The sequence below is a fragment of the Candidatus Defluviilinea proxima genome (assembly GCA_016721115.1).
Taxonomy (GTDB): Bacteria; Chloroflexota; Anaerolineae; order Anaerolineales; family Villigracilaceae; genus Defluviilinea; species Defluviilinea proxima.
Genome location: JADKIW010000001.1, coordinates 2,324,111 through 2,349,788 on the forward strand (window position 1 = coordinate 2,324,111; position 25,678 = coordinate 2,349,788).

Genomic DNA, 25,678 nt, shown 5'->3' on the forward strand with positions numbered 1-25,678 from the left:
GTTAATTGTGTTTTACAAGGAACTGCCCAACGGCTGCGCGCATTGTTAGGTTGTTTCTGCATCGTCTTGAGCACAAACATAAAGGGACTGTATAAGAAGCTCAAATCCATCTTGAGAATACAAGTCTACCCATTGCCTACTGCTCAATCTATCTGGAACTTTACACTCTTCGATCTTGGCTGGTATTAGAAATATCTTGCCCTCGGGCCTCTCATCTGCTGCGTCAAGTGCAATTCTTATCTCCTTTTGAACATACCCAGTTTTATCAACTGACTTGTTAGATAAGAAAATGACAACAACGTCGCTACTTCTTACAGCTTTCTTTATCTCCAAAGTCCAATTCTGACCGGGCAGGATACTTTTTTCATCAAGCCAAGGCTCAATACCATTAGCAATTAACTCATAATATATTTTTCTAACGACGAGTTTATCTTCTTTCGCATGGCATAAAAACACTCTCAGCGGTTTTCCCGCTTTCACAAAGAGCTTTCTTCTTTCTTGAATTTCGCTTGCATAATAAAAGGCATTTGCAAAATCATCTATGACGACCCATGTTTTTTCCTTCACGTGAGACATCCAATCTGTTTCGCTCATCCTTTTAAATGAAATAGGATAACGCGTGCTGAGACATTCCACGCCATATGTGGTTACCGCCCAAGTCCCAAAACGTTTAATTATTGGTGAGCCATCAAAGCGGTTGGCGGCTTCCTCCAAACTAAAGACTTCGTTATGAATTGTTGTTACTTGGTCGTCTTTAGAATTCATTTTCATTATCCTTACTATCCAGTCATGAATGATATTAACAGCCTAACGGTTTACGTTACTGCGCTGGGGCAGGGACGGCGAAGCCGTCCAGCCAGAAAAAGGCTAAGGCGTAGAAAACTGCTTGGGATGTGCGCAGAATCCCCAGTATCAAGTGCACGCTTTGTTAGGTGCGATTTTATAAAACACCTTCTTGTTGAGCGATGTCTTTCAGAATAGCAATTAGCCTTGATCCAATATCCAATGCTTCTTGCGCTTGAAATTCGGGAATTACTTGAGCGTGAGCCGCTGCATTACCAACTTCTCTAACATAATCAAAGGATTTTTGCAGGTACTTGTAATCTGGATAGTATTGGAAAAACTCTTTTGTCATTTGCAACATTGACATAAACTTAATGCCTTTGGATGCGTCACTCACGCTAACCCGTTTTTCAAGAAGTTTTCGTAATAAATACTCAAGTTGAACTCTTATTTTCAAAACAGACATCGCCGTATCTTGATTTTCTAGGAATTCATCTTTTATTTCTTCCGCTTCCTTTTCTACTGCCTGTGATGTCTTTTGCTTTAAGTCAGCCTTCGCTTCTTCGTAGCCAGGAACATAAACTGTAACTTGATTCTGGTTTCTAATACTTGCGACTGCTGTGATTTGACTCGACATTATAGAAATTGTATTTCTAGTCTCGTTCTTGAACTCGGTTAAATCTTTCTTTGCCTGTTCTATTTCTCTCTCTATTTCAATTTCTCCAACTTTCACTCTTTTGAAAAAAGGAAGCAAGATTAAGAGAATTCCAAACGCAGAGATTGTCAAAAATAACGGCTTGATTTCATCTGGCTTTGATAAGTCAAGATTTGAATATCCCAAGTTGAATATTTTTATACCGAAATACCAACATACAACAAGGAAAAGCAAACTTTTCCAGTTATCAGAAAAAAATTTTCCGATTGGCTTGAAATGATTGTCGGACATAAATTCCCTTTTTCATTACAAAGTGCCGAACTATGTATTAGACGGAAACTTTCCGTATAACTACCCTGTAGGGTGTCATATGCGGAATATCTTTCCCGTGCATGCCTCAACTATACAACCGTTTTGATTTCCGCGCAAAGCGAAAGCGTGCTTAAAACCTTTTCATGAAGGCTGTCTTGCCGCCGCGCGTTAAACCGCAACTGTCATAAAACCGCAGTTTCCATTCGTCTTTTGTTCCTGTCTCTAAAATCACCTTGTAGCAATTCCATTTTTCCGCTTGCGTCATTGCATGGCGCACCAATTGTTTGCCAATTCCCCGGCTTCGTATCGCATCCAGCACGACCACGTTTTCAATGATCGCGAATGGACGGCATCCCTTTGATAATCCCTCCACTCTTCCGAGGGTACAGGTCCCGACTATTTTTCCATCCAGTTCATATCCAAAGACCATCATGTGCTCCAGCTGTGACATGTCCGCGATTTTTGCTTTGATCGCAGCCACCGTCTCTTCGGTAACGCTTGCCTCATCAGACGAACTCAATTGCCTGAGCAATTCAGCCATGTCATTGGCGTCTTGTGTGTTTACTTCTCGAATCATTTCTGCTCCCGGGTAATTTTTCTAGCAGTTTGGACAAAAGGTTATTCGTTGGTTGTGGTTTCGGTACGCCCTTCGCTATCGCTTCGGGCTACTCAACCACCACTTGATTCGAAAGTGTCAGGCGGCTGGTAATTTTACAAATCACTCCGATTGCCAGCAACCAGATCAGCGGACCCAACACTCCCGACTCAGGCATCCACGGAGGAGTGCCTACCAACCATTGCGGAGCCTGATACCTTGTCAGAATAAAGCCTCCCAGTAAACTGAAGCTGATATTCAAACCATAATGCAGACCGAAAGGAAACCAGAGCGATTTCCCAGTCCGCAAATAGCCGATGCTTAACGCAGTTCCCCATACGATAAATGTCAACATGCCCAGTGTTATCGCAAAGAGGGGTAACCCTTCACTGACCATTGATGCAAGATGCCCGATGCTCCACAGCGCGGATGATAACAACACTGCCCATACCATGTTCATGCCGAGCGCAAGTCGCTGGAGGAAAAAGCCGCGAAAGACGAACTCCTCGATCGCGGCAATAAAGAACATTTTGACCAAAACAAAAGCGATATAGCCCGGCACAAGAATGTATGTTGGGTACTCACCATACACAAGAGCACGAGGCGTCAGTGTTACCCAACCAAAGAGAACTTGCGCCAACAGGATCAGCACGGGAAATATCAGTCCCAGTCCAATGGCCCAGCTTAAGGACTGCTTCCATGCGTCCCCGCTTCGACTCAAGCCCAGGTCTTGCAGAGTCCGCCCTTCACTGCGCCATAACCAGATGGCACACACAGGGAAAACGAGCAAATACACTAGTGGCGATAACCATTTCAAGTTTGGTTCCCAGATCGCCAAGCCAACTGCAACGATTCCCAATGTGTACAATGTAAATACTTTTTTCATGCATCAACGCCTTCCTCAATGGGATTGCTTCGTCGGGGAAGAGCACCCTCCTCGCAATGACATCGTTAATCAATGACACCCGTTTCCAATCTGTTGAAGTTTGGTAACGGGTGTCAAAAGTTTACATCTGAGATTTACAGTTTTACCAGCTGGGCAATTTGAACATGGATTGGTACGCGTACGCCAGCGGGCCAAAGATGAGAATGCTCTGCTCTGCAGGAATATCGGCTTTGGTGATGCTCACACCGCCAGTGTCGGTGTACACATAGCCCTTCCACTTTTCCACGGCTAAAGCGATCCCTGCCTGATTCGCGTGCGCGGTAGGGATGATCAACTTCGGTTTCAACTGGTCCATCAAGTTGAAGCCTTTTTTGTTTTCAACAGTCATATCGCTGTAGCTGTTTTCGAATTGGGTGATGGCAATGTCCACATCTCCCAACTCCTGAAGTTGTTCATCGGTCAATGCATCTTGCCCGATATCGCCGAAGTGAGCGATGCGCAGACCCGCCACGTCAACGATCTCAATGTAGTTGGTGCCTTTATCGGCGGGTGTCAACGGATCGTACGAATTGTGCGCAGCGACAATGGACTTTACTTTTACATCAGATGAAGTGATTTCGCCTTCTTGAAAGGTAAGTTGTTGGCCCGGGAAAGATTCCGCCAGCTTAGCATCGTAATGATCGGTATGGGCGTGCGTGGTCAGGAGTACATCATTTGCCGTTGGTTGGGCTGTAAACTGACCCGTGTCAATGACATCGAACCAAACGTGTATACCTTCAGGGCTGACAATTTCAAACTGGGCGTTACCCTGATAGTAGAGCGTGATGGCTGGCTGAGGCTCTGGTGTGGCCGTCTCTGTTGGCGCAGGGAGTGGGGTGGCGGTAGGAGCCTCCGTCGGTGCGGCACAGGCGCTGAGAATGCTTGCGATCAGTGCGATCACAAAAATAGAAAATACAAAACGCTTCATTACTTTATCCTTTTCATATTAAGAGTTTCTACGTGCGCGGCGGATTATCTCATATAAGTTGAATCGGCCGCAAGTTTATGGTTTCGCCCAAAAAACATCGGGGTTATGGATCACCTGATTCTTTGCAAATGGATTCCTTCTGCCGCTGTCATTGCCCATCGGGTTCAGTGTGACCATTTTTCGATCGGGCGACGAGTCAATGCCAAAGGCAGAAACCTGCGGGCTGGCGAAGCGATAAAAGTTCTTCGCAAGATAATGCAGATAGTCCACGTCCACAGGCCCACCGTTGTAATTGATCGAGCTGTTCGCTTGTAAAAGGCTTCCAGTGATGAGTCCAGAGCGTATCTCAGCAATATCCAGATAATGATTCGTCTCGTCCACAAAATAGGCCTGATAGGTGGGGTCGAGATACATCCATTGATCTAACTCTGAAAGATAGGCGAGTGTGACCACATGACTCTCGGATGAAAAATCGCGTGGTAGAAGTTCTACGAAGCGGGCTTTGACCCCAACGCTTAATAAGGATTCCGACAGGACGATCGCCAGCCCTCTACAATTTAATCCATGCCCCGAGCTTTGAGTGTACTCAATGAGTGAGATCGCGTCTCTCTTCGACGGAAGCGGGTAACTGCCATCATGCCTGATCGTCTCCTGAACCCATTTCAACATGTTCTGTGATTTTTCAAGGTCTGTCCCTGTGCCAGCGATAGTGCCTAGATGATACAGCTCTCGTAAGTTCACAAGACCGGGGTCATCTTTCGATTGATACGAAAAAGTGACATCAGCTTTTTCGGTGTAATCATATGCAGGCGAGGACTTGAGCACAGACAGATAATCATAGTTGGGATCATACGAACGGCTGGATAGATACCAGTTGAAGGCTGTCCCAGTTGTTACGAGCATAGCTATAACGCCTAATGAGATGAAGAGTAAACGTTTTACTGCTTTGTTCATGATGAAATTTTTGCCAGCTTTTCGTTTTGTTTTAACTTGCGTTTTTCCATGACTTCCAACACAAGTGCAATGACTAGAGCAACGATACTGAATAAGATAGCCATGTCTTCGGCTGTTGCAACAATGACTGCAAAGATGACCATGAAAATGCTTGCCAGTGCCGTCCCAACTTTTGAGACGATATCCGACTTGAACATTGCGCCAAATGTCTGGAATTCTTCGACAATTTGCTTGCGGTAGATCACAATAATGGCAAGCATCGCGATGGGTAAGAGGAAGTCAGCCATTCCGCGTGTAGGGAAGTTTATAAGGACGTGCGCTACGATGGGCGCGATCAGGGAGCGTGTTCGGTAAAAGACAAAGCCCCATGCCAACGACGAGAACAGTCCTGTGAGCAACATTCCTACTGTCCAAGGGGAAAGCGTAAGATAATACTGCCCATGAGAGAATTCAAAGAATAAGGCCGCGACTAGAATAGCCGTAGGGGCGTCAAAATCTTCACCTAAACGCACCTGCACATACCCCCGATAGAAAAATTCTTCCACAAACGGGATCAGCAGGAAACTGCCGACTGCCATGAAGACCCAGAATCTGAAATCGCTCCAGTCCAACATGGATGCGATATTTTGCGTCACAGCCTTTGCGCCAAGCGGAATGATATGGTCAATGGCTACGAGTAACTTGACGGGTAAGTCCGCAACGGCAAAAAGCACAACGCCGATCCCTACTTGTTTGAGGATGGGTTGTTTGGCTTTGGTTACACCGTACTCGGAGATGCGTCGTTTGCGATGCCACCAGCCGATCGTCAATGCAAGGGACATGATGCCGCCATACTGCAAGAAGAGTATGGACACCATATTCTTGGACATCTCTAGTAAGTCTGCATTTGGGTTGGCGGTTAACACCGTGATGGGATTCTGTACTTCGACCCCCAATACCTTCATGAGAATAAATGCGATTAATTGTCCCACCATATACACACCACACACTTCAAGTATGGCGGTCAAGCGGCGTTGTCGGGCGGATGGCTTGTTTTGTACCTCAATTGTTGACATGATATTTCTCCGTTTTTGAATAAGTTGATTTGATCCCACCGCCTTTCATGGAGAACTTGTAAGACATATTGTGTCTGCGTGCCATGCAAGAACGCGACGATCTCATTACATACGCCGAGAAATAAAAAAGGTTTTATTTTGGTAATGTAAAGGCCTGACTGTTCACGTCTATGGTGAGGCCGCATGTTCAGTGTCAAGAACTCCTTTAAAAAGAAAAACCCAATGCCTTTTCATGGCATCAGGCTTTCTCCATCCATTTTCTACCCTAGCCCTTGACACTGCTGCTCATCGTTGGGCGGCGGTTTTGAACTGGAAACTTTACTGCTTTTTTGCCCATCGTTTCGGTATCTTTATTTTGTCATTGAAATAAAATGCCCTTTTATTTTCGAGAACATATTGATAAATTCTTTCATAGATTTGATTGTCTATTTCATAAAGCCGAGAGTCTAATTCGGTAAAATCTGGCTCGTATTTATCCAACTGTTCTTGCCTTGCTTCTCTGTCCAAACTTGGTTCGCCGCCCATTTTGACGGCAGATTCTTCTATGATTTTGGAAACTTCATCAAGCCCTAAAATTTTGCTACACAAAAGCGCATCTTTCCATACAATGCCTGTGGAGTTGAAATAAAACTGGTCATGTCCACCATTCTCTACTTCAGCCAAATACCACAACAAAGCATAGACATTCCGCTGCTCTTTAGAAAAAGGTGCAAGGCTTTCATTATATTTTTCTTCGCCGTCATATATAGTGGCAGACCACCAAACGGGAGAAATAATCTTCATTGGGTCATCATTACTCTTGATGAACTCATCATCAATTTTTATGTGTTCAATCACTGTTTCCATATTCGACTCGATGACTAATTAAACTTTTTTATGCTTTCCTGACAATCTCTTGGCGAAGCCGCCCAACGGTTTGCGTTACCTGCGCTGGGGCGGGCGGCGGGACGCCGTCCGATTGGAAAAATGACAAGGCGTAGAAAACTGCTTGAGATGTGCGCAGAATCCCCAGCGTAGGCTGCACGCTTTGTTGGGCAGTGTTTGCGCATTAGACACCTGTTTGAGGTTGCTAGCCTTGCTCTACTTCTGTGATTACTAGACGAAAACCGCAACCCATCCAATCTCCAGTTGCTTGAAACGATCCATAGGAGGATACTCGTGCAAGCTCACGAGTATATTCATCAATATACAGATAGCCATCACAATATTCTAGTGAGTCTGGAAGATTCTTTCCGTAACAATTTGCAAGCATATCTGTTGCGGAAATGTCTAATGAAAGCCCAGGATGGCGTTTTGCAAAAAGGCGTAGAGTTGGATCAAGCGATACGCGGCTCAAATCATCATACTTGACTGCGACATGAAACTCTGTTTCCAATGGAAGGCGAACATCAAAATTTGAATTTGCGGGCATCATGCTTGAAAGGTTTTCCGCGTCTGGTAATTCTTTCCAGTGACGCAAAAACCATTTGCAGTAAGCATTTGCTTCGAACCAAGAGACTTGTGCGTGATGGTTAGGTTGACGGTAATCATAGTCTAAACCTGCTCCTATCGGTGGCTCATACCAATACCAATCTAGATATTTTTCTAAGAGCGACGAATGATTTTTGAGCGCATTTTTTAGCCATTTCAAGCCTGCATCACCCCAATTCCCAATATAGTTGCAGTTCTCATCAAATTTCGGAAAATTTATCCAATAAATATCTTTAGCATAATCGTTGGCATGGAGAAATTGTATATATTGCTCGTTGGTTATATGAAACTTTCGTATTGAGAAGGAATAATTGACTTTAGTTGTTTCGGGAATATTAACATACTTATGCCAATCCAAATTTTCATAAAAACTCGAGGGACGCGAAACTGGAAATTGAGCAGAATCGAGTGGGGCAGTTTCACTTCCTGTTGTGTAGATTGCGGGTTCGCCGCTGAATATGCGTAGGTAGTTGATTAAATCTTCATGTCCATTTTTGCTGAAATAATCTCTCTTGCTAAAATAATCTCGCCGTATCAGATATTGTAAACTCTCAGGCAATGCGCACTCATCTAAACGCAAAGCAATAACGCGAAATAACTTTTTATGGCTTTCTTCTATTAACTTAAGAGTGCGCGTAAAATTATCTTCTAAGTATCCTTGTTTAGAAAATGATTGCTTTGATATAAGAAATATAACTACGTGCGCCCCGTTGACAGTATTTTCAATTTGTTTTTCCCAATTGGAACCAAATACCAGCCAAGGTCTTATCCATGTGTAAGCCGAAAGGCGTTTGTATACTTCCTGTGCAGGCAACTTATCGTATGATGAGTAACAAAGAAAAGTATTTAATCGAAAACCCATTTTGATACCTCAAACTGCCCAACTATGTATTCCACGGAAACTTTCCGTATAACCACCCCTGTAGGGACTTATACGGAAATTTCTCCCACATAGCCCAACTATACACCGATTTGTTTTTACACAAACCTCAAACCTACTACACCCGCCGTGTGTCCGTACTGCAATAGGGGCACACCACATTGTTGACTGATACAGGGAACGAGAGCAAAGCTCCGCACTTTTGACAGGGAATGGCCTGACTGTTCACATCGATGGTGAAGCCGCATGATTCGCACACCATCTGTTTCGCGCCGGGGAGAGCTTCAATATCTGACCCGCAACATCCACAATGACGGTGTTCGGTTTCCAATGGTTTCACTTCATCGTATTCCGCGTTCAAGCCATAAAATTTCAAGAGGCGTTCCCCATCTGTTGGGGAGAGGTGGGGGAGCCAGGCCTGACAGAAGGTTGTGTATTCCATGCGCAGGGCAACTTCGGGCGAGGCATGATCGGGGTCCAACTTGTCCGCACCCAATTGACGGATCAGCGCATACGTCCCTTCCATCTGTTCCTTGAACAGCGCGGCATACTCCCAGAACGGGCCAGCCACCATCCATGCGCCGCCAGGCGTAGGGATGCGTTGCAGGCGGGACACTAACGAATCCATTTGAGTTTGTAGTGTGGTCTGATGCGGGTCCATGTCCTTGATCATCGCGCACTCGGCCGAGTAATCAATGAACTGTTTGCGAAAGCCCATGTCCCTGATCGCGCGCGGCGAAGCGGCGTTTGGGCATTCCTGCAACCATTGTGTGAAGACCTGCTTGTAGATGATACGTACCGCTTCTCGATTCCCCACAGCCTTCGATTGCGCCAGCGGAACTTGTACCGTGGCAATGATGCGATGATAGACCGTGTTGGTAATGCCTGCGTTGGTGTTGGCATTCGCCATGCGGAAGTCATAGTCCATGAGCGAACCGCAATAGTCACAGTAAATGTATGCCGTTGTAGAAGGTCGTGACTTCGGTGCGCCGCATTGTGGACAACTCACGCGCTTTATGAAGCGGGAGTGAGCCTTCAAGGAGTCAGGGATCGCATCACCCGCCTTGGGAAGCCCTGCTGAAAAACTGGGTTTTTGTGATTGCTGTGGCTTGCGCTTTCCGAAGAAAAAATCCATAAGGCTCACTCCCGAATAAAGATATGAATAAGGGTAACTACATCATATCATTGGAGGAAGAACCGCTTCATCCTCCATTTGGGCTGGTTCGCTGACCTTCGAGTTTCGATAAAGCCTAGGATTTGTGCTTTGGCGGTTCTTGCCCTTTCCACGGCATATAAGCACCACATCCATCAAATGTTAAATGTAACATGTCAGCAAGTTTACAGAATCGACGTGTTTGTTCATTCAATATTTCCAATGTCCATGATTGTGATATTGGCACAGTAATTGTCCAACCTTTGAGAATAAAAAGAGTTCGATTTATACTTTTCTTGGCTGATAACCCCGCTTTCTCTAACCCGGCAATTAACTCGTCAGCTGCTTGTTCTTTTGATGTGTAAAAGTGGAACTCGACCTCAAACTCGGCGCCTGAGGTGATACCAAAATCCAGCCATCTATGCCATAACATTTCATTTGTTTTTAATTGGTATGGGAGGTCGTTAGCCATATAAGCATCCAAAGTTTAATTGCGTAGCTGTTTTACTCATTACCCAAACCCCAATCCTTTTTCTTTCAACGAGACCCACTTCCCCTGACCGATCACAAGATGATCAAGTACTTCCACATCCAAGAGTTTGCCTGCCTGCACGATGGCACGCGTCACAGCGACATCATCGGGGCTGGGAGTGGGGTCTCCGCTGGGGTGGTTGTGGATCACAATGATCGCAGAAGAATTTTTCCGTACCGCTTCTTTGAAGATTTCACCAACTCTTACTTGTGATGAGTTGACCGAGCCTTTGTACACTTCCACGGTTTCCATCACGCGGTTTCTTCTATCGAGCAATATCACGCGCAGATGTTCCTGCTCCAACGCGGACATTTCATACGAAACCAATGCGGCCGCATCGGCAGGGGAGTTGATCGAGGGGCGTTCTTCCGGGGATTCGAGAGTCAATCGTCGGCCGAGTTCGATGGCGGCTTTGATCTCTGCGGCTTTCGCCTCACCTATCGCATGTTGTTTTGTAAGGTCAACGAATGGGGCGCGGTGGAGACCGGTCAGCCCGCCGAATTTGTTGAGCAGGCGTTGTCCTACCTCGACCGCATTCTCGCCTTTCACACCGACTCGTAACAGGATGGCAATTAATTCAGCGTTGGTCAAGGCTTGGGGTCCCAATGAAGCAAGCCTCTCGCGCGGACGATCCGAAGCGTGTAAGTCCATGATGCGATAGATTGGTTTGGAGTTTGTTTCGGCCATGAGACTCCCTCAATAGGTAGGATGTCTCTATTTTACAGCGAATCTTGTGGAGTGCTTTGCTTGACATCCCCCAACCCCTCAAGTAGAATTCGGGTCGCCTTATTTACGGGCCTGTAGCGCAGTTGGGAGCGCGCCTCAATCGCACTGAGGAGGTCAGGGGTTCGAATCCCCTCAGGTCCACTAGGCAGTGAACGGTGGACAAATGGAAAGCTGGTTCACTGCTCACAAAAAGAATATGGGCCCATAGCGCAGTTGGGAGCGCGTCTCAATGGCATTGAGAAGGTCGAGGGTTCGAATCCCTCTGGGTCCACTAGCGAGAGCGATTAGAAAACCTAGTCGCTCTTATGCTATAATGAACGAACATAATTAAAAGTCAAGACAGGAGTAGTAGGTCATCCCGTCAGCGAGTTGGGAGAGTGAGGTGGAAGCCCAACAACAGTGTCAACGGGACACTTTAAAGACTGAACTCGCCTGTTACTCGATCGAGAGACTTGGATGGTGAAACGAAGTAGTCATCCACGGGTATGCCCGTTATCGCAGTTAAAGTGACGTTTACAGGTTCGAACGTTGAAACGTTTGAACGTTCCAACTTGAAAACGTAATTCGGGTGGTACCGCGGAGAGAACTCTTCGTCCCTGTTGTGGATGAAGGGTTTTTTGTTTTTTACGGACAATGGACGGTAGACCATGGACGATGAGAAGAACTTCATGGTCGATTGTCCACGGCCCATCGTCAAATTTAGAAAGGAGGCACGTATGATCGCAGAACAAATCTTTGAAATCAGGACGGTGTCCTGCCTTCTCGCATGGAGCGTCAATGCCGTGCGCCTCCTCACGCTGAAAGTCAAAAATTGAATGTCAAAGGTCAGATTTTGACCTGAGACTTGAAACCTGGAACCTGAAACTATTAAACAATGAGGTAAGAATGGCTGTTACAAAGAAAAGTAAAACTACAAAGAAAACTGTCGCGAAGAAACCGTCTCCCAAGACGAAGAAAATAGCGGCAGTAAAAAAGGCAGTGGTTAAAAAAGCGACTCCGAAGAAAACGGCAGTCAAGAAAGTCGCTGTAAAGACATCGTCCTCGAAGGCGAAAGCCACTCCTGCCAAAAAGACAACCCCGAAGGCAAAACCTGCTGTTACGAAAAAGGTTGTTGCCAAGAAGACAGCAACAAAAGCGATTGTGGTTGCGCCCGTCAAGGCTATTACGCCTGTGACCCCAAAGCCCAAGGCTGTTGTGCCTGTGGAGAAGAAACAGTCCGCTATTCAGGCGGTAAAGGAAGTGAAACCCGTGAAGGAAGAAACCAAAAAGGACATTTCCTATTCTCCTAAAGCTCTTGAAGCCAAGTGGCAGAAGAAATGGGAAGCAGACAAGCTGTACCGTTCTGTGATCGATGAGAGCCGACCTAAGCATTACGCGTTGACCATGTTGCCGTATCCGAGTGGTGACTTGCATATTGGTCACTGGTATGCGATGACGCCTTCAGACGCGCGTGCCCGTTACATGCGGATGAAAGGCTACAACGTATTGTTCCCGATGGGTTTTGATGCGTTCGGTCTGCCCGCGGAGAACGCCGCCATTAAAAGCGGTATTCACCCCATGGTGCGCACGCGGGACAATATCGTCCGCATGCGTGGGCAGTTGCGCTCGATGGGCGCGATGTTCGATTGGGAACGTGAAGCGGTCTCATGCGAGCCTGAATACTACAAGTGGACTGAGTGGTTCTTCATCCAGTTATACAAGGCTGGGTTGGCCTACCGCAAACTATCGCCAGTGGATTTCTGCCCGAACTGCAATACGACATTGGCACGTGAACAGGTTTGGGGCGACGACCGTCATTGTGAACGATGCGGCACGCCTGTCATCAAGAAGGACTTGAGTCAGTGGTTCTTCAAAACGACCAAGTATGCTGATGAACTGTTGAACTTCGATGGCATTGACTGGCCTCAAACGGTCAAGACTCTGCAAACGAATTGGATCGACCGCAGTGAAGGTGCATCGGTCGTCTTCAAGACCGAAATCGGAAACCATGGTGTAGAGGTCTTTACGACTCGTCCCGATACGTTGTGGGGCGCGACTTTCATGGTCTTCTCGCCTGAGCATCCATTGGTGGATGAATTGACCACACCTGAGAACAAAGTCGCTGTCGAAGAGTATAAGTCACAAGCCGCGCGTCAATCGGATATTCAACGTGGCGCTATCGACAAAGAAAAGACTGGCGTGTTCACGGGCGCTTATGCCATCAACCCGGTCAATCAGGCGCGCATTCCGATCTGGATCGCAGATTATGTTTTGATGTCCTATGGCACGGGCGCGATCATGGCTGTCCCTGCACACGATGAACGTGACTTCGCATTTGCCAAAAAGTATGAACTGCCTATTATCCCAGTGATCCAGCCCGAAGGTCAGAGCGAAGCGGGTGTTTTAGAGTCCGCATTTATTGGGGCTGGTGTCATGATCAATTCTGGTATGTTGGATGGTACGAAAGTCAACACAGAAAAAGGACGGAAGAATCCCAGCATCGCAAAAGTCATTGACTGGCTGGAAGCGCAGGGCATCGGCAAAGAGTCGGTCAACTATCGCTATCGCGATTGGTTGATCTCGCGCCAGCGATATTGGGGCGCACCGATCCCGATGATCCATTGCGATGTGCATGGATGGAATCCTGTGCCTGACGATCAATTGCCTGTGACGTTGCCCGAAGATGTGGAATGGAAGCCAACCGGCGAAAGCCCGTTGAAACTGCATCCCACATGGAAGAATACCACCTGTCCTGTGTGTGGTGAACCTGCCACACGTGAAACCGATACGATGGATACATTTATGTGTTCGTCATGGTATCACCTGCGTTACCTGTCGCCGAAGTATGACAAAGGTCCGTTTGATGATAAGGAATATAACTATTGGATGCCTGTTGATACCTATACGGGTGGCATCGAACATGCCACCATGCATCTGTTGTACACTCGCTTCTTCCACAAGGCTTTGCGTGATGCAGGCATCACTGAAGGTGGCGAGCCGATGTTGCAGTTGCGCAATCAAGGCATGGTATTGGGCGAAGATAACGAGAAGATGTCGAAGAGCCGCGGCAACGTCATTGCGCCCGATGTGTTGGTGGATCGTTATGGCGCCGACACCGTCCGCGCGTATTTGATGTTCTTCGCGCGTTGGGATATGGGCGCTCCGTGGGACTCACAAGGCATTGAAGGATCCGCACGTTGGATTCGCCGCACATGGAATCTGTTCACTGATCCCTCGCCTGCCTCTTCCAACCCGACGGCTGGTTCAGCCTTCGATGGACGTCAATTGCGCCGACGCGTTCACCAGACCCTGCGCAAAGTGACTCGTGATTTCGAAAACTTTGAATTCAACACGATCATCTCCTCGTTGATGGAATTGATGAATGACATGTATAAAGCACGTGAGGCTGGTGCGGTTGGTTCCCCTGAATGGAACGAAGCACAGGAGATCTACTTGAAGATGCTGGCCCCTGTTGCGCCGCACATCGCCGAAGAACTGTGGACGAATCACATGGGCAAGCCATACTCGGTCCATCAGCAGGATTGGCCGAAATTCGATGAAGCCGCCGCGAAAGAAGATTCCATCGAACTGCCGGTTCAGGTCAATGGCAAAGTGCGTGACCGCATCACGGTCCCAGCCGAAGCTACGGAAGATGAGATCAAGTCTGCCGCGCTGGCTTCTGAAGTCGTGCAAAAGTTCCTGGAGGAAGGAGCCGAAGAAGGTCATCGTAGCGAACCGCAGATTGGTGAGCATTGTTATATAAGACAGCCAGATAAGAAGAAGCCCTTGAGAGTCGAAAGATTTTCAAGGGCTTTTTGATTCACATTCCCACAAAAGTACTGCCGTTATTTTGGCAATCATTCTGCAACATCACGGCAACCCTAATGCAACGGTACTAACCTTTATCTAGACCTACAATGAGAATAGTTTTTCCACCAAATCCAGAAGGAGAATGTAATGATGAAATTCAAAAGCCTTTTGCAGATCCTTGTTGTAGTTGTGATGTTGTTTGCGGTTGTAGGAAGTTTCCAATCTGCGCAGGCACAATCCGGGGACCCAGTGGTTGTAGTGCGTGATCTCACCTATTGGGATGCCACTTATGCTGGATATGTAGATGCCAACCGCATCGAAAAATGGCCTGTCCTGTTCACTGAAACCGAAAATTTCTCTGTGAACGCTGCTGCCAGCGGAGATGGCTTGACCACCGTGGTCATCTTGACCGATGCAAACGGTAACGAGATCACACGTGGTAATGGCTCGTTGACCAGTTCTCAGCCAGCCGGAAGTTACTTTGTACTGGTTGAACCTGGAACCGGCAGTGGTTTCTATTCCTTTACCATCCGGCGTGTAACAATCACTCCACCTCCAACCGATCCATCATCCTCAGTGAGTGCTCAGCCCGATAGTGTGAAGGTGGGAGAAATCTCCACCGTCAGCGTTAGCTTGGATAACATCCCTGAAGGTGGATATACGAGCGCAGAATTCACTTGTACCTATGATATGAGCAAGATCGAAGTGAGCAACATTGTTGTTGCCGGTTTGTTTGGTGCCGATTCTGCTACAGCACTCAGCGGCCCAACGAACGGCAGTTTCATTGTGGCAGTTGCGGGAAGTAACGGAAACAGAGCTCTGACAGATGGTGTTGCGTTCACCTTCAATGCGAAGGGTCTGCAGGAAGGCCAGGCTACGATTACGTGTGTGGCCCGCGTTTCCAAGGGCGATAATGTCCTCATAACACTTCCGGCCACTTCTATTACTTTGACGATTACCGGCGTTGTAGTTGAGCCTGTGAATGGAACTTTGACCGGGCAAGTCCTTGCTGGCAAGGCTGTGACCATCGGTCTGTATGACGCGCAGGACACCCTGGTCACTTCGGTCGCTGCCAACACAGATGGCACCTTTAGCCTCACGGCTCCTGCTGGGACCTATACTGTTGTCGGAACGGCGAGCGGCTTTCTCAACGCAGAAGGTTCGGCTGTCATCACTGCGAATGCGACCACCGCCAAGACTGCGGTGACCCTGTTGGCTGGTGATATTGATGGCAATGGAGTTATCGACCAATTCGATGCCCTTACCATTGGCATGAGCTACAACACTGCAGTTCCCTCCGCTGCTGACTTGAACAATGATGGCACCATCAATGTTCTCGACCTGGAACTGCTCGCTGCCAACTACCGCTTGACAGGTCCTATTAACTGGCCGTAACACAACATGATAGATGATCACATGGGCGCACGTGTATATGTGCGCCCATGTCATGGAATTATCCTATGAGACTTATCGTTGCAATTATTCTTGTATTTGTTTTTGCTTTTTCATTCGTCCCTGGTGTCCATGCGCAGGTATCGGAAACGATCTGGTTGACTGCCAATACCACTGCATATAAAACCGGTGAAACCGTGCTGATCACGGTCAATGCAATGTCTGTCACTCCCATCCAGGGATTCACATTTCAGGTTCGCTATGATCCCGCTTGTCTCAAACCTGTCAATGCCACGAGCCCCATTCCAGGTATGAACGGTTTATCACTACCCCAAACCTCCGGTCTTGTAGATGCATCCTTTGCCAGCACCACCCCGCAAATAGTGAATGGCGTACTGGCTGAATTGAGATTTGTAACACTTGGTGGTTGCCAGACCGGCATCAATTTGGAGAACGCTGCGCTGGCTGTTCGCAATGAAAAAGGATTTGCTGCCCCGCTCCCTGGTGTGAAATTTTCCCAGAGCAGTATTGCTTTGAATGTGGATTCGGCGGTGGGTGAACAATCCGATCAACCTGTATCGGGTACGCCGCTTCCTCTCGACCCGACGATTGGTTCCCCTTCGAATTTTCAGTCTCCCCTTTGGGGTGTTGCCGCGATCACGATCTTCCTGATTCTTGGTCTTGGTTTTGGCATTTACAAGGTGATCCAGAAAACTGCTGGCATGGCCTATGTCGACCAACCATCGCCTTCCTTCTTGAAGCCGGTTGCCGTCAGTTTCAAGATGGGTTCACGTGCTGGCAAAAGGTTTTCACTGAACAGACTGCCCTGTGTGATTGGCCATGACCCGTCCAACGATATCTGTCTTGATGACCCACAGGTGATCGGGCAACACATCAAGATCTACGCCGCCAATAACGATTATTACCTCATGGATTTGGGCGGCGAGACATTCGTCAATGGCCGGGCCGTGCGAAAAAGCTCTGCCGTCTTGAAATCTGGTGATGTGGTACGCCTCGGAAGACGTGTCCTGTTTGTGTTTGGAACCTAGCTAAAGAAATAGTGGCGCTCGTTATGTATGGAGAGCACCATGAGTATGTGGCATTGTGTCATAGCCCCGGAATAGTTGTCATATTGATTAAGGAAAATAGAGATGAAATCTAAACGCACTCTTCGGGCTATCCTTCTGTTAATCCTGTTGACTTCTTTATTGCCTGTGGATGTAGCGGGTGCCCTCCCTGCCAATGCTACTACGCTCCCGCCAACGGATATGTTCCAACTGCCTTGGGATTACGGTGTTGCCTGGATGGCGATCGATGGGATCGATAACGGTTTCAAACGGCCCATAAGTAGTTCACATAATTATTCGGTGGGCGGCGCAATTGATTTTGCTCCACACAAGTATACCTATAAAGGGGAAGATACATCCAATTTTTGGGTGGCCGCCGCGGCTTCAGGGACAGTGGTTGCTGTATCGAGTTGCTACATCATCCTCGATCATCATAACGGATGGGTATCACAATATCAATTCCTCGGTAATGTACAGGTGCGTTTGGGCGACACAATTAATCGCAACCAACGTCTCGGCATTATTGCCGATGGTATACGGTATAAATTTTGCGTTGGGAGTACAGAGCCAGATATTCCGCATTTGCATTTCATGCTGCGTCCCACCTTGCTTGGTGCTTCATTTGCCGGGTGGCAGGTAAATTACTTTTCGCTTTTCAACCACACTTCTTTCACAAAGGGGAGCGAGACTGTAGGCTTATACAAGCCGCTCATGAACACGTTCGATTCATTGTCCATCACTCCTACACCTACACCATCTGAGACGCCAACTTTACCTACTACAACAGAAACTACTCTCACAGTCTTTCCCACTCCTACCGGGCCTTATATCTCCACCAGCGCTGACCCGCTGAATATCAATGTCGGTGAAACAGCGCTTGTCACGGTCAGCTTGAATAATGTGCCAGTGGAAGGTTATACAAGTACGGAAATAGTTTGCCCGTATGATTCATCTATTATCGAAGTAAGTAATATTTCCGTTGCAAACATCTTTGGCACAGACCCCGCTGTTGCGTTCAATGGACCGCAAAATGGGAGCTTCATCGTTGCCATCGCCGGCAGTCACGGGAACAAAGCCACGGCAAGCGGATCGGCATTCACCTTTGTTGCGAAGGGTTTGCGATCAGGGCAAACCAACCTTGAATGCACGGGGCGTGTATCATCAGGTAATGATCAACTTGTGAATCTCCCTTCCATTGGAACTGCTTTGAATGTTCTTGGATCTATTCCAACGCCTACATTCACGCCCACAACTACACCAGTACCTCTGCCATCATCGACTCCGACACCTGTTTCCACCGTTGATACTTGGTTGACCTTTACTGATGCAACCTATAATTTCCAATTTAAATATCCACCACAAGGAACAATTGATCCCGTTAGTAATGACAATCTCACGTATATCTACCTTCCTGTTACGCCCGGGACGAATCTGGGTGTGAAATATTTGGAAATGATTGTGGCTGAGAATGCCAATCCATGTCAAAGCCCCTTGGCTATCCAATCAATGCTTGAAACATCTGAGACAGTCACTATCAACGGTCTCTCTTTTCTAAAGCAGACCGGACAAGATACCACTGCCGGGCATACCAACAAATGGACAGCGTATTCCACTCTGCGTGACAATATCTGTGTCAGTCTCGACTTTATCCTGCGTGCTGCCAACCCTGGAGCGTTTGTAACACCTCCACCGTTATATGATGAAGCGGCGGAGTCCGCTGTTTTTGGGCAGATCGTTGAGACATATGTCTGGCTTTCGCAGATGTATCCTACATCGACACCAACACCATTACAAAATGGGACACTCACCGGCCAGGTACTTTCCACCAAGCCAGTGACGATCAATTTATATGCATCGAATGGTTCCATTGTTTCGGCTGTCACGACCAATACTGATGGCACATTCACGCTCACGGCTCCTGCTGGGACCTATACAACTGTCGCCTCCTCAAGCGGCTTTCTCAACGCTCAAGCCTCTGTTACTCTCACCAGTGGTGTGATAACGTCACTAACATCCATCGCTCTTCTCGCTGGTGATATTGACGGTAACAATATTATTGACCAGTTCGATGCGTTAACCATTGGGATGAACTACAATGCATCCCAGCCCTCTGCCGCTGACTTGAACAACGATAGCATCATCAATGTGTTGGATCTTGAACGACTTGCAGCCAATTATAGAAAAACAGGTCCTATTGTTTGGCCATAGGGGAGTTTTTCCCAAATAGAGATAAAAGCCAATGCTTTCCATGGCGAAATTCCCTGATGACGCGGAAGTTCATCAGGGAATTTTTCATTGTCAGGCAAATAAACTTTGATGCTTCAAGGGAGTGAAGACGAAAAGGTATAATCCATTTGAATGTCCAATCTCTTAAGTCCCTAAAAATTTAATGAATATGGAGAGCCCCATGAAAGAAGCAACTCGTGTCGTTAGAGCGGGTCTGCCGGATGCAAAACAAGGTGATGCCTTTTTGCCCGGCCCGACTTTTGCTGGTACCTATCATCTTAGTGGTGACCCGTCCACCTCGGCGTACCTCTATGGACGGTATCACAACCCAACATGGACGGCATACGAAAAAGCCATCACTGAATTGGAATCAGGCGCGGCGACTATCGCATTTTCCTCTGGCATGGCAGCCATTGCCGCAGTGTTGGGAGTGACGCTCAAAGCGGGGGATCGTTTGGTCATGCCATCGGACGCGTATTATGCCGCTCGTATGATCGCTACTGGTTTTTTCGCAAACCTCGGCGTGGAAGTTCAACTTGCCCCCACGGCAAATAACGCGCAGAAAGAATTCCTGCAGGGCGCAAAACTGTTATGGTTGGAAACTCCCAGTAATCCTCTTTTAGATGTCTGCGATATTGCTTTGCTTGCAGAGGCCGCTCATGCGGCTGGATGTCTGGTTATCGTGGATAACACAACACCATCCTGTCTTGGCCAACAACCATTGACCTTAGGCGCGGACTTTTCGTTATCGTCTGATACAAAGATCACAACGGGACATAGCGATCTGATATTGGGACATGTGTCTGTGAAGGATGTACAGTGGGGAGAAAAGTTGCGAGCGTGGCGTACGCAAATGGGTTCGATCCCCGGTCCCATGGAAGTTTGGCTTGCTCATCGTTCATTGGCGACACTTGATGTGCGCATGGAACGTCAGCGCAAAAATACTTTAGCTATAGCAGAGTTCCTTGCCTCTCGCCCCGACGTGCAGGGATTGCGCTATCCTGGCTTACCGAATGATCCAGCTCATGCAGTTGCATCTCGTCAGATGAGATTTTACGGTTCGGTCATTAGCTTTGAATTGGCATCTCAGGAACTAGCTGAGCAATTTTTGAAGAACTGCGAATTGGTTTACGAAGCCACCAGCTTTGGCAGTTTGCACACCATGGCTGAGCGGCGTGCACGTTGGGGAGGGGACAAGGTCAATGCTGGATTCATCCGCATGAGTGTTGGTTGTGAAGACGCGGAAGACCTGATCGCGGATATGAAACAAGCTCTGGATAAAATATCCAGTTAATTGTTGTTGTAATAAAAAGACCCTGATGTTTTTAGCATCAGGGTCTTTTGCTTTATCTTGGCAGTGAAAAACTCAACACCAAACCATCGTCCGTTTCTTGCGGATCATCCATCTGTCCATCATGGAGTTTGACAAGCGATGTGGTAATGAACTCCAGCATGGACGAGTCCATTTCGGATTTATCAACGGCCTTTTTGCCGTTACTTTGGACCCTGACCTTTAGTGCTTTAGGCGAGTCGCTTGCTGAAAGTGAGACAGTCCCATCGGTCACACGGATCGAAGCGAAAGTCAAAAGATACATGAAGATCGTGCGCATCTGAGCTTTGTCCACGTTGAAAGACGGATTTGCGATGGTTACATCGATGTTGAGTGGCTTGGCCGTGCTTTGGGTCTTCCAGCGATTGGTGGCGTCGGTGATGATCTCTGTAATATCGTTATCGCTACGAGAAAGTTTGATGTGGCCGTTGTTTAGGCGGGCGATCTCCACCAGATAGGTGACCAGCGCCAGCATGCGCTGACCCGCTGTGAACGCGGTTGTAAGGTCAGTTTCCTGCATCTCGTTGACGGGACCGTCAATACCTTTCAGCACCACCTTGGTAAAACCGATGATGGAATTGAGCGGAGTTTTCAGGTCATGTGAGGCCCACGAAAGGAAGTCGTCTAGGCCAAAATGACCTGTCTCGCCATTGCTCCAGACCAACGATTCGATCACCTTCGGGTCACCCGCCAGTTGCGCGGCCTGCCTGTCGTTCAATTTGTGCAATTGATACAGGCGGATGGCCAGTTCTTTTTTGGCATCCTCGGCTGTGATCTTTGCCGCTTCCAATAGCTCGGTCGGAATTTCAAGGGTAGTTGTATTCACATCGGTCTCCCAAACGGGGGGTGAGATAAATCGAGTATAGCACACGCAGTATGTAGGGCACTTTACAGCATGTTTAGGTTGTTCAGGAGTAAAAACCCTCGGTAAGCGCGAATGTTACGAAGCCATAGCCCTACTATTCTGTAAATTTGACCCAATTTGGAATACAATCGAAAATAAATCTAACTTACTAGTTGACCTTGAGGAACACGATATGCCTGAACAAACTATTTACTTCCAGTGGCAGAACGATGTTTTACGAAAGACTATTTATCCCTTGCGCGAGATGAAACTGCGTGATTTTCTTGTGTATTACAAGGAGATCGAATTATGGGCGGAATACAAGAACAAAGATATCAAAGGCGAGATCAATGCCTATCATGCCCAAAAGAAACTGGCCGTTGAAAAGGCGGCCAAGGCTTACTTTGAATATAGAAATTATTTTATGAGCGGGGATGTCCGCGCGGATTATATGAAGAAGTTTGGTGCGGTGGATGAAGAGATACTCAACGCCATCCACGCCTTTCACAGGAATTTCAGCACATACCTTCCAAAGTTCACTGATCCACGCCGCGAAACATATTTTGTATCGCAACAAGTCCTTTTCTGGCAACAATATCGAAAAGAATATCTCAAGAAACTTGCGAACAAACAGCGCCGTGTGGATATTATGAAGAGCCAGACGCCGCCTCATCCGAATGCGCCCAAAGAGGAACAGGAATTAATCCGTATGCAAAAGCCTGCCTTCCAAATGGTGGACGAGGAACTCAATCGTTTGTATGTATTTGTCTCCACCTCAGGCAGGATCGAAAAACGCAAACAGGATATAGAGAAATCAATTCAGAACGCCGAAAAGATCGTCAAAGAAGCGACGGCTAAACTGGATCTATTGAAGCCTCAGATCGAAAAGCAGAATTCCCTCCAAAAGAAAGCTTCGGACGAATTGGCACGCCTCAAATCTCCCCCGCAGTTGGCTTCTGTTGAATCATACTTTTCCACCGCTGACGTCTCTTCGCAACTCCGCAATCAATTTGCACAGGCCAGTCAATCGTTGGTGGATGCGATCAACAAATTTCACAAGGACTTAAAAGACCAATTCAGTTATTCCAAATCGGAGTCGTCGCGGCTGAACGTGATCCGAAACACACTCTACAGTTTGAACCAGTATCAAGCGACTCTCCAAAAAGAGATCATCAAACACGACACAGACCTCCGCAACATGGGCCCAACCTGGAAATACAAAGCGGAGCGGGAAGCCCTGCGCGATAATCTGCGGAATGTCAGCTTGAAGGCTGTGGAGGAAGAGCTAAAAAAACTGACTGACTTCCAAGCTGCGTTCGAATACTCAAGCAAATCTAAAGACGAGATGACGAAGTTGGTTCAGGCCAAAGAGTTGGAATTGGCGTCAGCAAACGGAAGCCTCTCAAAGTTAAGGGACGAAGCGAAGGCGTTGCAAAGTCAGATCGATTCATATGACGACATCCTTATCGTCACCGAAGAAAAACGTCTGATGGAATACGTCCCGGATGCATCGAAGCCTGTCACTGTGAAGGATATTGTGCAGGTGAAACTGGATGATTACAAGCTGTCGCTGGGGGACTTGGATCACTATCAGCTTTTGGAATTGGTCGTTAAAGAGTTCAAGGCCAAGCTGGGACGGTATCCACGTTGGCTTCAGTATATGGTTGTCCATTTTTCAGGGATGCGATACGCGAGCGCACATGGCTCGTGGGCAGACCCCAAAGATCTGTTGGCAAACCTGCATACCGCGGAAATCGAAAAAGAAATGAAGAGTCTGAGCGAGGACGCCGTGGAGGCGCTTTGCCGTGAGAAAGTGGAATCTTACGAACCTTCCAGTGGGGTGCCTGCCTCACCTGTTCAGCAAAAACCGAAACTTGCCCAAGCCACCGATCCTGAATGGAAGGAACGCATTGCAGGACATTTGAAACGCATCAAACGTGCACTTGAAATTGACAGCCCGTCTCATCAACGCAATTCATTGATCAACTTACGTATTGACGAGGGAAGTTACGAAGTCGATGCAATGAAATCGGATGAAATCTACGAAGCTCTGATGGACTATAAGGATGACCTGCCCGATTGGATGTGGAAGGAGATCGTCAAGTTAACCGATCTGCGTCTGACCGAAGTGAAGGATAAAGATTGGGAGAAGTCGACACAGGGACAGACTGGCGGATTTTCCAAACAGGATGCTGAGTTCCGCCAGATGATGGGAGACTGGAAGAATAAGTTCATGACCGGCTGGCGCGAAGAACATGACCGCTCTGATCGGCTGGTTGTTTCGCGTGCGGTGTGTAATGAAGTGGCGGAACACATCCAACACTTACGTGGACACACTCCTCCCGGCGGCCTGACACCGAAACCGACATGGTATCAAAGCAATGAAAAGAAGGATCCGAACTCGTATCTGGTAAAACCTGAAAGTGAAACGGATTTCAAAACGGGTGCGAGTATTCTGTGGCTACGTTTCGTGCGCAAAGAACCGAACGAGTGGCAGATGGCACACCCCATTACAACGAAAAAAGGCGGCTTTGGTTTGCTCCCGCCCGGTTTCATCGCAAAGCGAGCGACAAGCGGCCCCAATGAGACTACTCCCTGGGCCTATAACATGAGTGACCCGATCACGCGCGTCCGTACATTCCTCACCGCTGAGAAGGCGCGTATTCGCGAGCAGGAATGGTTACGTTGGATCCATGAGGCGACAGTGGTGGAAATGGCAGATACGGCCGATGGCAAGATCGTGCTCACCTTTGAAACGGCGTTGCCCAGCGACGATCCGCGCTTATCTTCGATCGGTGTGTTCAAACATCGTTTAAGCGACCTGTTACTCGATGGGGAAGAGGATGTCTATAATCGCTCATTCATCGGCTATATTCCCGAGGGGAAAGTGCCTGAAGACAACTTGAAGGACATGCTCGATTGGGATAAGGTCTTGTTGAAACAATAAGGCTTCACCTGCAACTTTTTCAACCTATCGCCTGTATTACACTGTAGCCATGACCGTGCCCACAGACCGCGACCTCATCCTCCGTGCCCGTCGCGGCGAAAGTGATGCTTTCGGCGAACTTGTCACGCGCTACCAGACGGGTGTGTTTAACGTCTGTTATCGCATGCTCCACGAGCGCGGCGAAGCCGAAGACATGGCGCAGGAAACCTTCATGCGAGCCTACGACCGCCTCAACACCTTTGACCTCGAACGCGAATTCGGCCCGTGGATTCGGCGTGTGGCTGCGAACTTGTGCCTCAACTTCCTTGAGGCGCGCAAGGCTGTGCTTCCTCTTGATGAAGAGCGGGATCGAGATCAAACTCAAAGACCTGAGAAGCAGGTCGAGGTCAAAGAAAGAAGCGAGCAGGTGCGCGATGCACTTGCTTCCTTGCCCGCGAACTATCGCGTTGTCGTCGAATTGCGTCATTATCAAGAACTTTCCTACGAAGAGATCGCAAACGAACTCAATATCCCTCTCAGCGACGTGAAGAGTCATCTCTTCCGCGCCCGCAAGCTTTTGGCGGAGAAACTCCATGCATCTGACTGACGATCAACTCAACGAGTATTTGGATAACGAATCAGCAGAACGTGCTGCCATCGAAACACATTTATCTTCATGCGATGAATGTGCGGCGCGTCTGACTGCGCTACAAGCCTTGTTCACCGAAATAGAATCTCTTCCTGAATTAGCCTTATCTCAATCCATCGCCGCCCGCTTCACTACGACCTCAAGCCTGCCTCCGCAACTCCCACGCTGGCTCACGCTGACAGCGACTCTGCAAGCTGTGGCCGCAGTAGTTGCCATCATATTCGTTGCTCCATTTGTGGCAAATCTCTTCCCTGCTATTCAAACACCCTCCATCGCTGAAACTTTACTTCACCTTCAGTCACACTGGATGGCCTTGCTTAAGACATTGACTGATTTTCAATTACCGACCCTTCCGCAAATACCCGTTATTGAAACTTCCAGCCTCATGCTTGCATTGACCCTTGCTGGTGTTTCCCTGCTCTGGCTGGTGGGGAATGGGTTTTTATTACGAAGTCAAATGAAATAAAACTATGGAGTGCGGGAGCTT

21 protein-coding genes, 2 tRNA genes and 1 pseudogene are annotated in these 25,678 nt (G+C 47.8%); 11 read left to right on the forward strand and 13 right to left on the reverse strand.

Annotated elements, in window-relative coordinates:
• Nucleotides 1–45 precede the first annotated feature (45 nt).
• The 12 genes from IPP66_10795 to radC form a co-directional block, all read right to left on the reverse strand.
• Entirely contained in the window at nt 46–765 is a 720-nt protein-coding gene (locus IPP66_10795) for a toll/interleukin-1 receptor domain-containing protein (GenBank protein ID MBK9925769.1), read from the reverse strand.
• Nucleotides 766–940: 175 nt separating this feature from the next.
• Nucleotides 941–1,729 (reverse strand): DUF4145 domain-containing protein, encoded by a 789-nt coding sequence (locus IPP66_10800; protein MBK9925770.1) that lies wholly within the window; start codon nt 1,727–1,729, stop codon nt 941–943.
• Nucleotides 1,730–1,880: 151 nt separating this feature from the next.
• A complete protein-coding gene (locus IPP66_10805; GenBank protein ID MBK9925771.1) occupies nt 1,881–2,327 on the reverse strand; it encodes a GNAT family N-acetyltransferase in 447 nt (148 codons plus the stop codon).
• Nucleotides 2,328–2,415: 88 nt separating this feature from the next.
• A complete protein-coding gene (locus IPP66_10810) occupies nt 2,416–3,231 on the reverse strand; it encodes a CPBP family intramembrane metalloprotease (protein MBK9925772.1) in 816 nt (271 codons plus the stop codon).
• A 142-nt stretch (nt 3,232–3,373) separates the two neighbouring features.
• Entirely contained in the window at nt 3,374–4,198 is an 825-nt protein-coding gene (locus tag IPP66_10815) for an MBL fold metallo-hydrolase (protein ID MBK9925773.1), read from the reverse strand.
• Nucleotides 4,199–4,273: 75 nt separating this feature from the next.
• A complete protein-coding gene (locus IPP66_10820) occupies nt 4,274–5,152 on the reverse strand; it encodes a transglutaminase domain-containing protein (protein MBK9925774.1) in 879 nt (292 codons plus the stop codon).
• Complete coding sequence (locus IPP66_10825) at nt 5,149–6,207, reverse strand: CPBP family intramembrane metalloprotease (GenBank protein MBK9925775.1); 1,059 nt, start codon at nt 6,205–6,207, stop codon at nt 5,149–5,151. The genes IPP66_10820 and IPP66_10825 overlap by 4 nt, the downstream gene beginning before the upstream one ends.
• A 318-nt stretch (nt 6,208–6,525) precedes the next feature.
• Nucleotides 6,526–7,053, reverse strand: coding sequence for a DMP19 family protein (locus IPP66_10830; protein MBK9925776.1), 528 nt, complete (start codon nt 7,051–7,053; stop codon nt 6,526–6,528).
• Between the two features lie 223 nt (nt 7,054–7,276).
• A complete protein-coding gene (locus IPP66_10835) occupies nt 7,277–8,539 on the reverse strand; it encodes a TIR domain-containing protein (GenBank protein MBK9925777.1) in 1,263 nt (420 codons plus the stop codon).
• Between the two features lie 136 nt (nt 8,540–8,675).
• Nucleotides 8,676–9,692, reverse strand: a complete 1,017-nt coding sequence (locus tag IPP66_10840; GenBank protein MBK9925778.1) for a hypothetical protein — start codon at nt 9,690–9,692, stop codon at nt 8,676–8,678.
• A gap of 115 nt (nt 9,693–9,807) precedes the next feature.
• Nucleotides 9,808–10,182, reverse strand: a complete 375-nt coding sequence (locus tag IPP66_10845) for a ribonuclease E inhibitor RraB (protein ID MBK9925779.1) — start codon at nt 10,180–10,182, stop codon at nt 9,808–9,810.
• A 39-nt stretch (nt 10,183–10,221) separates the two neighbouring features.
• Nucleotides 10,222–10,893 (reverse strand): DNA repair protein RadC, encoded by a 672-nt coding sequence (gene radC, locus IPP66_10850; protein MBK9925780.1) that lies wholly within the window; start codon nt 10,891–10,893, stop codon nt 10,222–10,224.
• 143 nt (nt 10,894–11,036) lie between these two features.
• On the opposite strand from radC, the gene IPP66_10855 reads away from it, so the two are divergent.
• From IPP66_10855 to IPP66_10890, 8 genes and pseudogenes are all read left to right on the forward strand, one after another.
• Nucleotides 11,037–11,109: transfer RNA gene (locus tag IPP66_10855), tRNA-Ala, on the forward strand.
• Nucleotides 11,110–11,166: 57 nt separating this feature from the next.
• Nucleotides 11,167–11,239 (forward strand) — tRNA-Ala (locus tag IPP66_10860).
• A 376-nt stretch (nt 11,240–11,615) separates the two neighbouring features.
• Nucleotides 11,616–11,783, forward strand: a complete 168-nt coding sequence (locus IPP66_10865) for a hypothetical protein (protein ID MBK9925781.1) — start codon at nt 11,616–11,618, stop codon at nt 11,781–11,783.
• A gap of 424 nt (nt 11,784–12,207) precedes the next feature.
• Nucleotides 12,208–14,710, forward strand: a pseudogene (locus tag IPP66_10870) (leucine--tRNA ligase).
• A gap of 194 nt (nt 14,711–14,904) precedes the next feature.
• The gene (locus tag IPP66_10875; GenBank protein MBK9925782.1) at nt 14,905–16,152 is read left to right on the forward strand and encodes a hypothetical protein; all 1,248 of its coding nucleotides are present in this window, start codon (nt 14,905–14,907) and stop codon (nt 16,150–16,152) included.
• A gap of 65 nt (nt 16,153–16,217) precedes the next feature.
• Nucleotides 16,218–17,198, forward strand: a complete 981-nt coding sequence (locus IPP66_10880; protein MBK9925783.1) for an FHA domain-containing protein — start codon at nt 16,218–16,220, stop codon at nt 17,196–17,198.
• 102 nt (nt 17,199–17,300) lie between these two features.
• Nucleotides 17,301–19,424 carry a peptidoglycan DD-metalloendopeptidase family protein gene (locus tag IPP66_10885; GenBank protein ID MBK9925784.1) on the forward strand — a complete coding sequence of 708 codons (2,124 nt, stop codon included), beginning with the start codon at nt 17,301–17,303 and terminating at the stop codon, nt 19,422–19,424.
• Nucleotides 19,425–19,605: 181 nt separating this feature from the next.
• Complete coding sequence (locus tag IPP66_10890; protein ID MBK9925785.1) at nt 19,606–20,736, forward strand: cystathionine gamma-lyase; 1,131 nt, start codon at nt 19,606–19,608, stop codon at nt 20,734–20,736.
• A 52-nt stretch (nt 20,737–20,788) separates the two neighbouring features.
• On the opposite strand, the gene IPP66_10895 is transcribed toward IPP66_10890, so the two are convergent.
• Complete coding sequence (locus tag IPP66_10895; GenBank protein ID MBK9925786.1) at nt 20,789–21,598, reverse strand: hypothetical protein; 810 nt, start codon at nt 21,596–21,598, stop codon at nt 20,789–20,791.
• A gap of 211 nt (nt 21,599–21,809) precedes the next feature.
• Between IPP66_10895 and IPP66_10900 the strand changes: the two genes are divergently transcribed.
• The 3 genes from IPP66_10900 to IPP66_10910 are packed head-to-tail and all read left to right on the forward strand — an operon-like array spanning nt 21,810 to nt 25,657.
• Complete coding sequence (locus IPP66_10900) at nt 21,810–24,563, forward strand: hypothetical protein (protein MBK9925787.1); 2,754 nt, start codon at nt 21,810–21,812, stop codon at nt 24,561–24,563.
• Nucleotides 24,564–24,618: 55 nt separating this feature from the next.
• Nucleotides 24,619–25,149, forward strand: a complete 531-nt coding sequence (locus IPP66_10905; GenBank protein ID MBK9925788.1) for a sigma-70 family RNA polymerase sigma factor — start codon at nt 24,619–24,621, stop codon at nt 25,147–25,149.
• Entirely contained in the window at nt 25,136–25,657 is a 522-nt protein-coding gene (locus IPP66_10910; protein ID MBK9925789.1) for a hypothetical protein, read from the forward strand. Before IPP66_10905 ends, IPP66_10910 begins: the two co-directional genes overlap by 14 nt.
• Nucleotides 25,658–25,678: the final 21 nt, after the last annotated feature.

What these genes read in the sequence shown, in the direction of transcription:
- IPP66_10825 (MBK9925775.1), bottom strand. Translation starts at nt 6,207, where the DNA reads ATGTCAACAATTGAGGTACAAAACAAGCCATCCGCCCGACAACGCCGC.
- IPP66_10900 (MBK9925787.1), top strand. Translation starts at nt 21,810, where the DNA reads ATGCCTGAACAAACTATTTACTTCCAGTGGCAGAACGATGTTTTACGA.
- IPP66_10880 (MBK9925783.1), top strand. Translation starts at nt 16,218, where the DNA reads ATGAGACTTATCGTTGCAATTATTCTTGTATTTGTTTTTGCTTTTTCA.
- IPP66_10800 (MBK9925770.1), bottom strand. Translation starts at nt 1,729, where the DNA reads ATGTCCGACAATCATTTCAAGCCAATCGGAAAATTTTTTTCTGATAAC.
- IPP66_10835 (MBK9925777.1), bottom strand. Translation starts at nt 8,539, where the DNA reads ATGGGTTTTCGATTAAATACTTTTCTTTGTTACTCATCATACGATAAG.
- IPP66_10910 (MBK9925789.1), top strand. Translation starts at nt 25,136, where the DNA reads ATGCATCTGACTGACGATCAACTCAACGAGTATTTGGATAACGAATCA.
- radC (MBK9925780.1), bottom strand. Translation starts at nt 10,893, where the DNA reads ATGGACTTACACGCTTCGGATCGTCCGCGCGAGAGGCTTGCTTCATTG.
- IPP66_10805 (MBK9925771.1), bottom strand. Translation starts at nt 2,327, where the DNA reads ATGATTCGAGAAGTAAACACACAAGACGCCAATGACATGGCTGAATTG.
- IPP66_10795 (MBK9925769.1), bottom strand. Translation starts at nt 765, where the DNA reads ATGAATTCTAAAGACGACCAAGTAACAACAATTCATAACGAAGTCTTT.
- IPP66_10865 (MBK9925781.1), top strand. Translation starts at nt 11,616, where the DNA reads ATGGACGATGAGAAGAACTTCATGGTCGATTGTCCACGGCCCATCGTC.
- IPP66_10815 (MBK9925773.1), bottom strand. Translation starts at nt 4,198, where the DNA reads ATGAAGCGTTTTGTATTTTCTATTTTTGTGATCGCACTGATCGCAAGC.
- IPP66_10875 (MBK9925782.1), top strand. Translation starts at nt 14,905, where the DNA reads ATGATGAAATTCAAAAGCCTTTTGCAGATCCTTGTTGTAGTTGTGATG.
- IPP66_10840 (MBK9925778.1), bottom strand. Translation starts at nt 9,692, where the DNA reads ATGGATTTTTTCTTCGGAAAGCGCAAGCCACAGCAATCACAAAAACCC.
- IPP66_10810 (MBK9925772.1), bottom strand. Translation starts at nt 3,231, where the DNA reads ATGAAAAAAGTATTTACATTGTACACATTGGGAATCGTTGCAGTTGGC.
- IPP66_10830 (MBK9925776.1), bottom strand. Translation starts at nt 7,053, where the DNA reads ATGGAAACAGTGATTGAACACATAAAAATTGATGATGAGTTCATCAAG.
- IPP66_10845 (MBK9925779.1), bottom strand. Translation starts at nt 10,182, where the DNA reads ATGGCTAACGACCTCCCATACCAATTAAAAACAAATGAAATGTTATGG.
- IPP66_10885 (MBK9925784.1), top strand. Translation starts at nt 17,301, where the DNA reads ATGAAATCTAAACGCACTCTTCGGGCTATCCTTCTGTTAATCCTGTTG.
- IPP66_10820 (MBK9925774.1), bottom strand. Translation starts at nt 5,152, where the DNA reads ATGAACAAAGCAGTAAAACGTTTACTCTTCATCTCATTAGGCGTTATA.
- IPP66_10890 (MBK9925785.1), top strand. Translation starts at nt 19,606, where the DNA reads ATGAATATGGAGAGCCCCATGAAAGAAGCAACTCGTGTCGTTAGAGCG.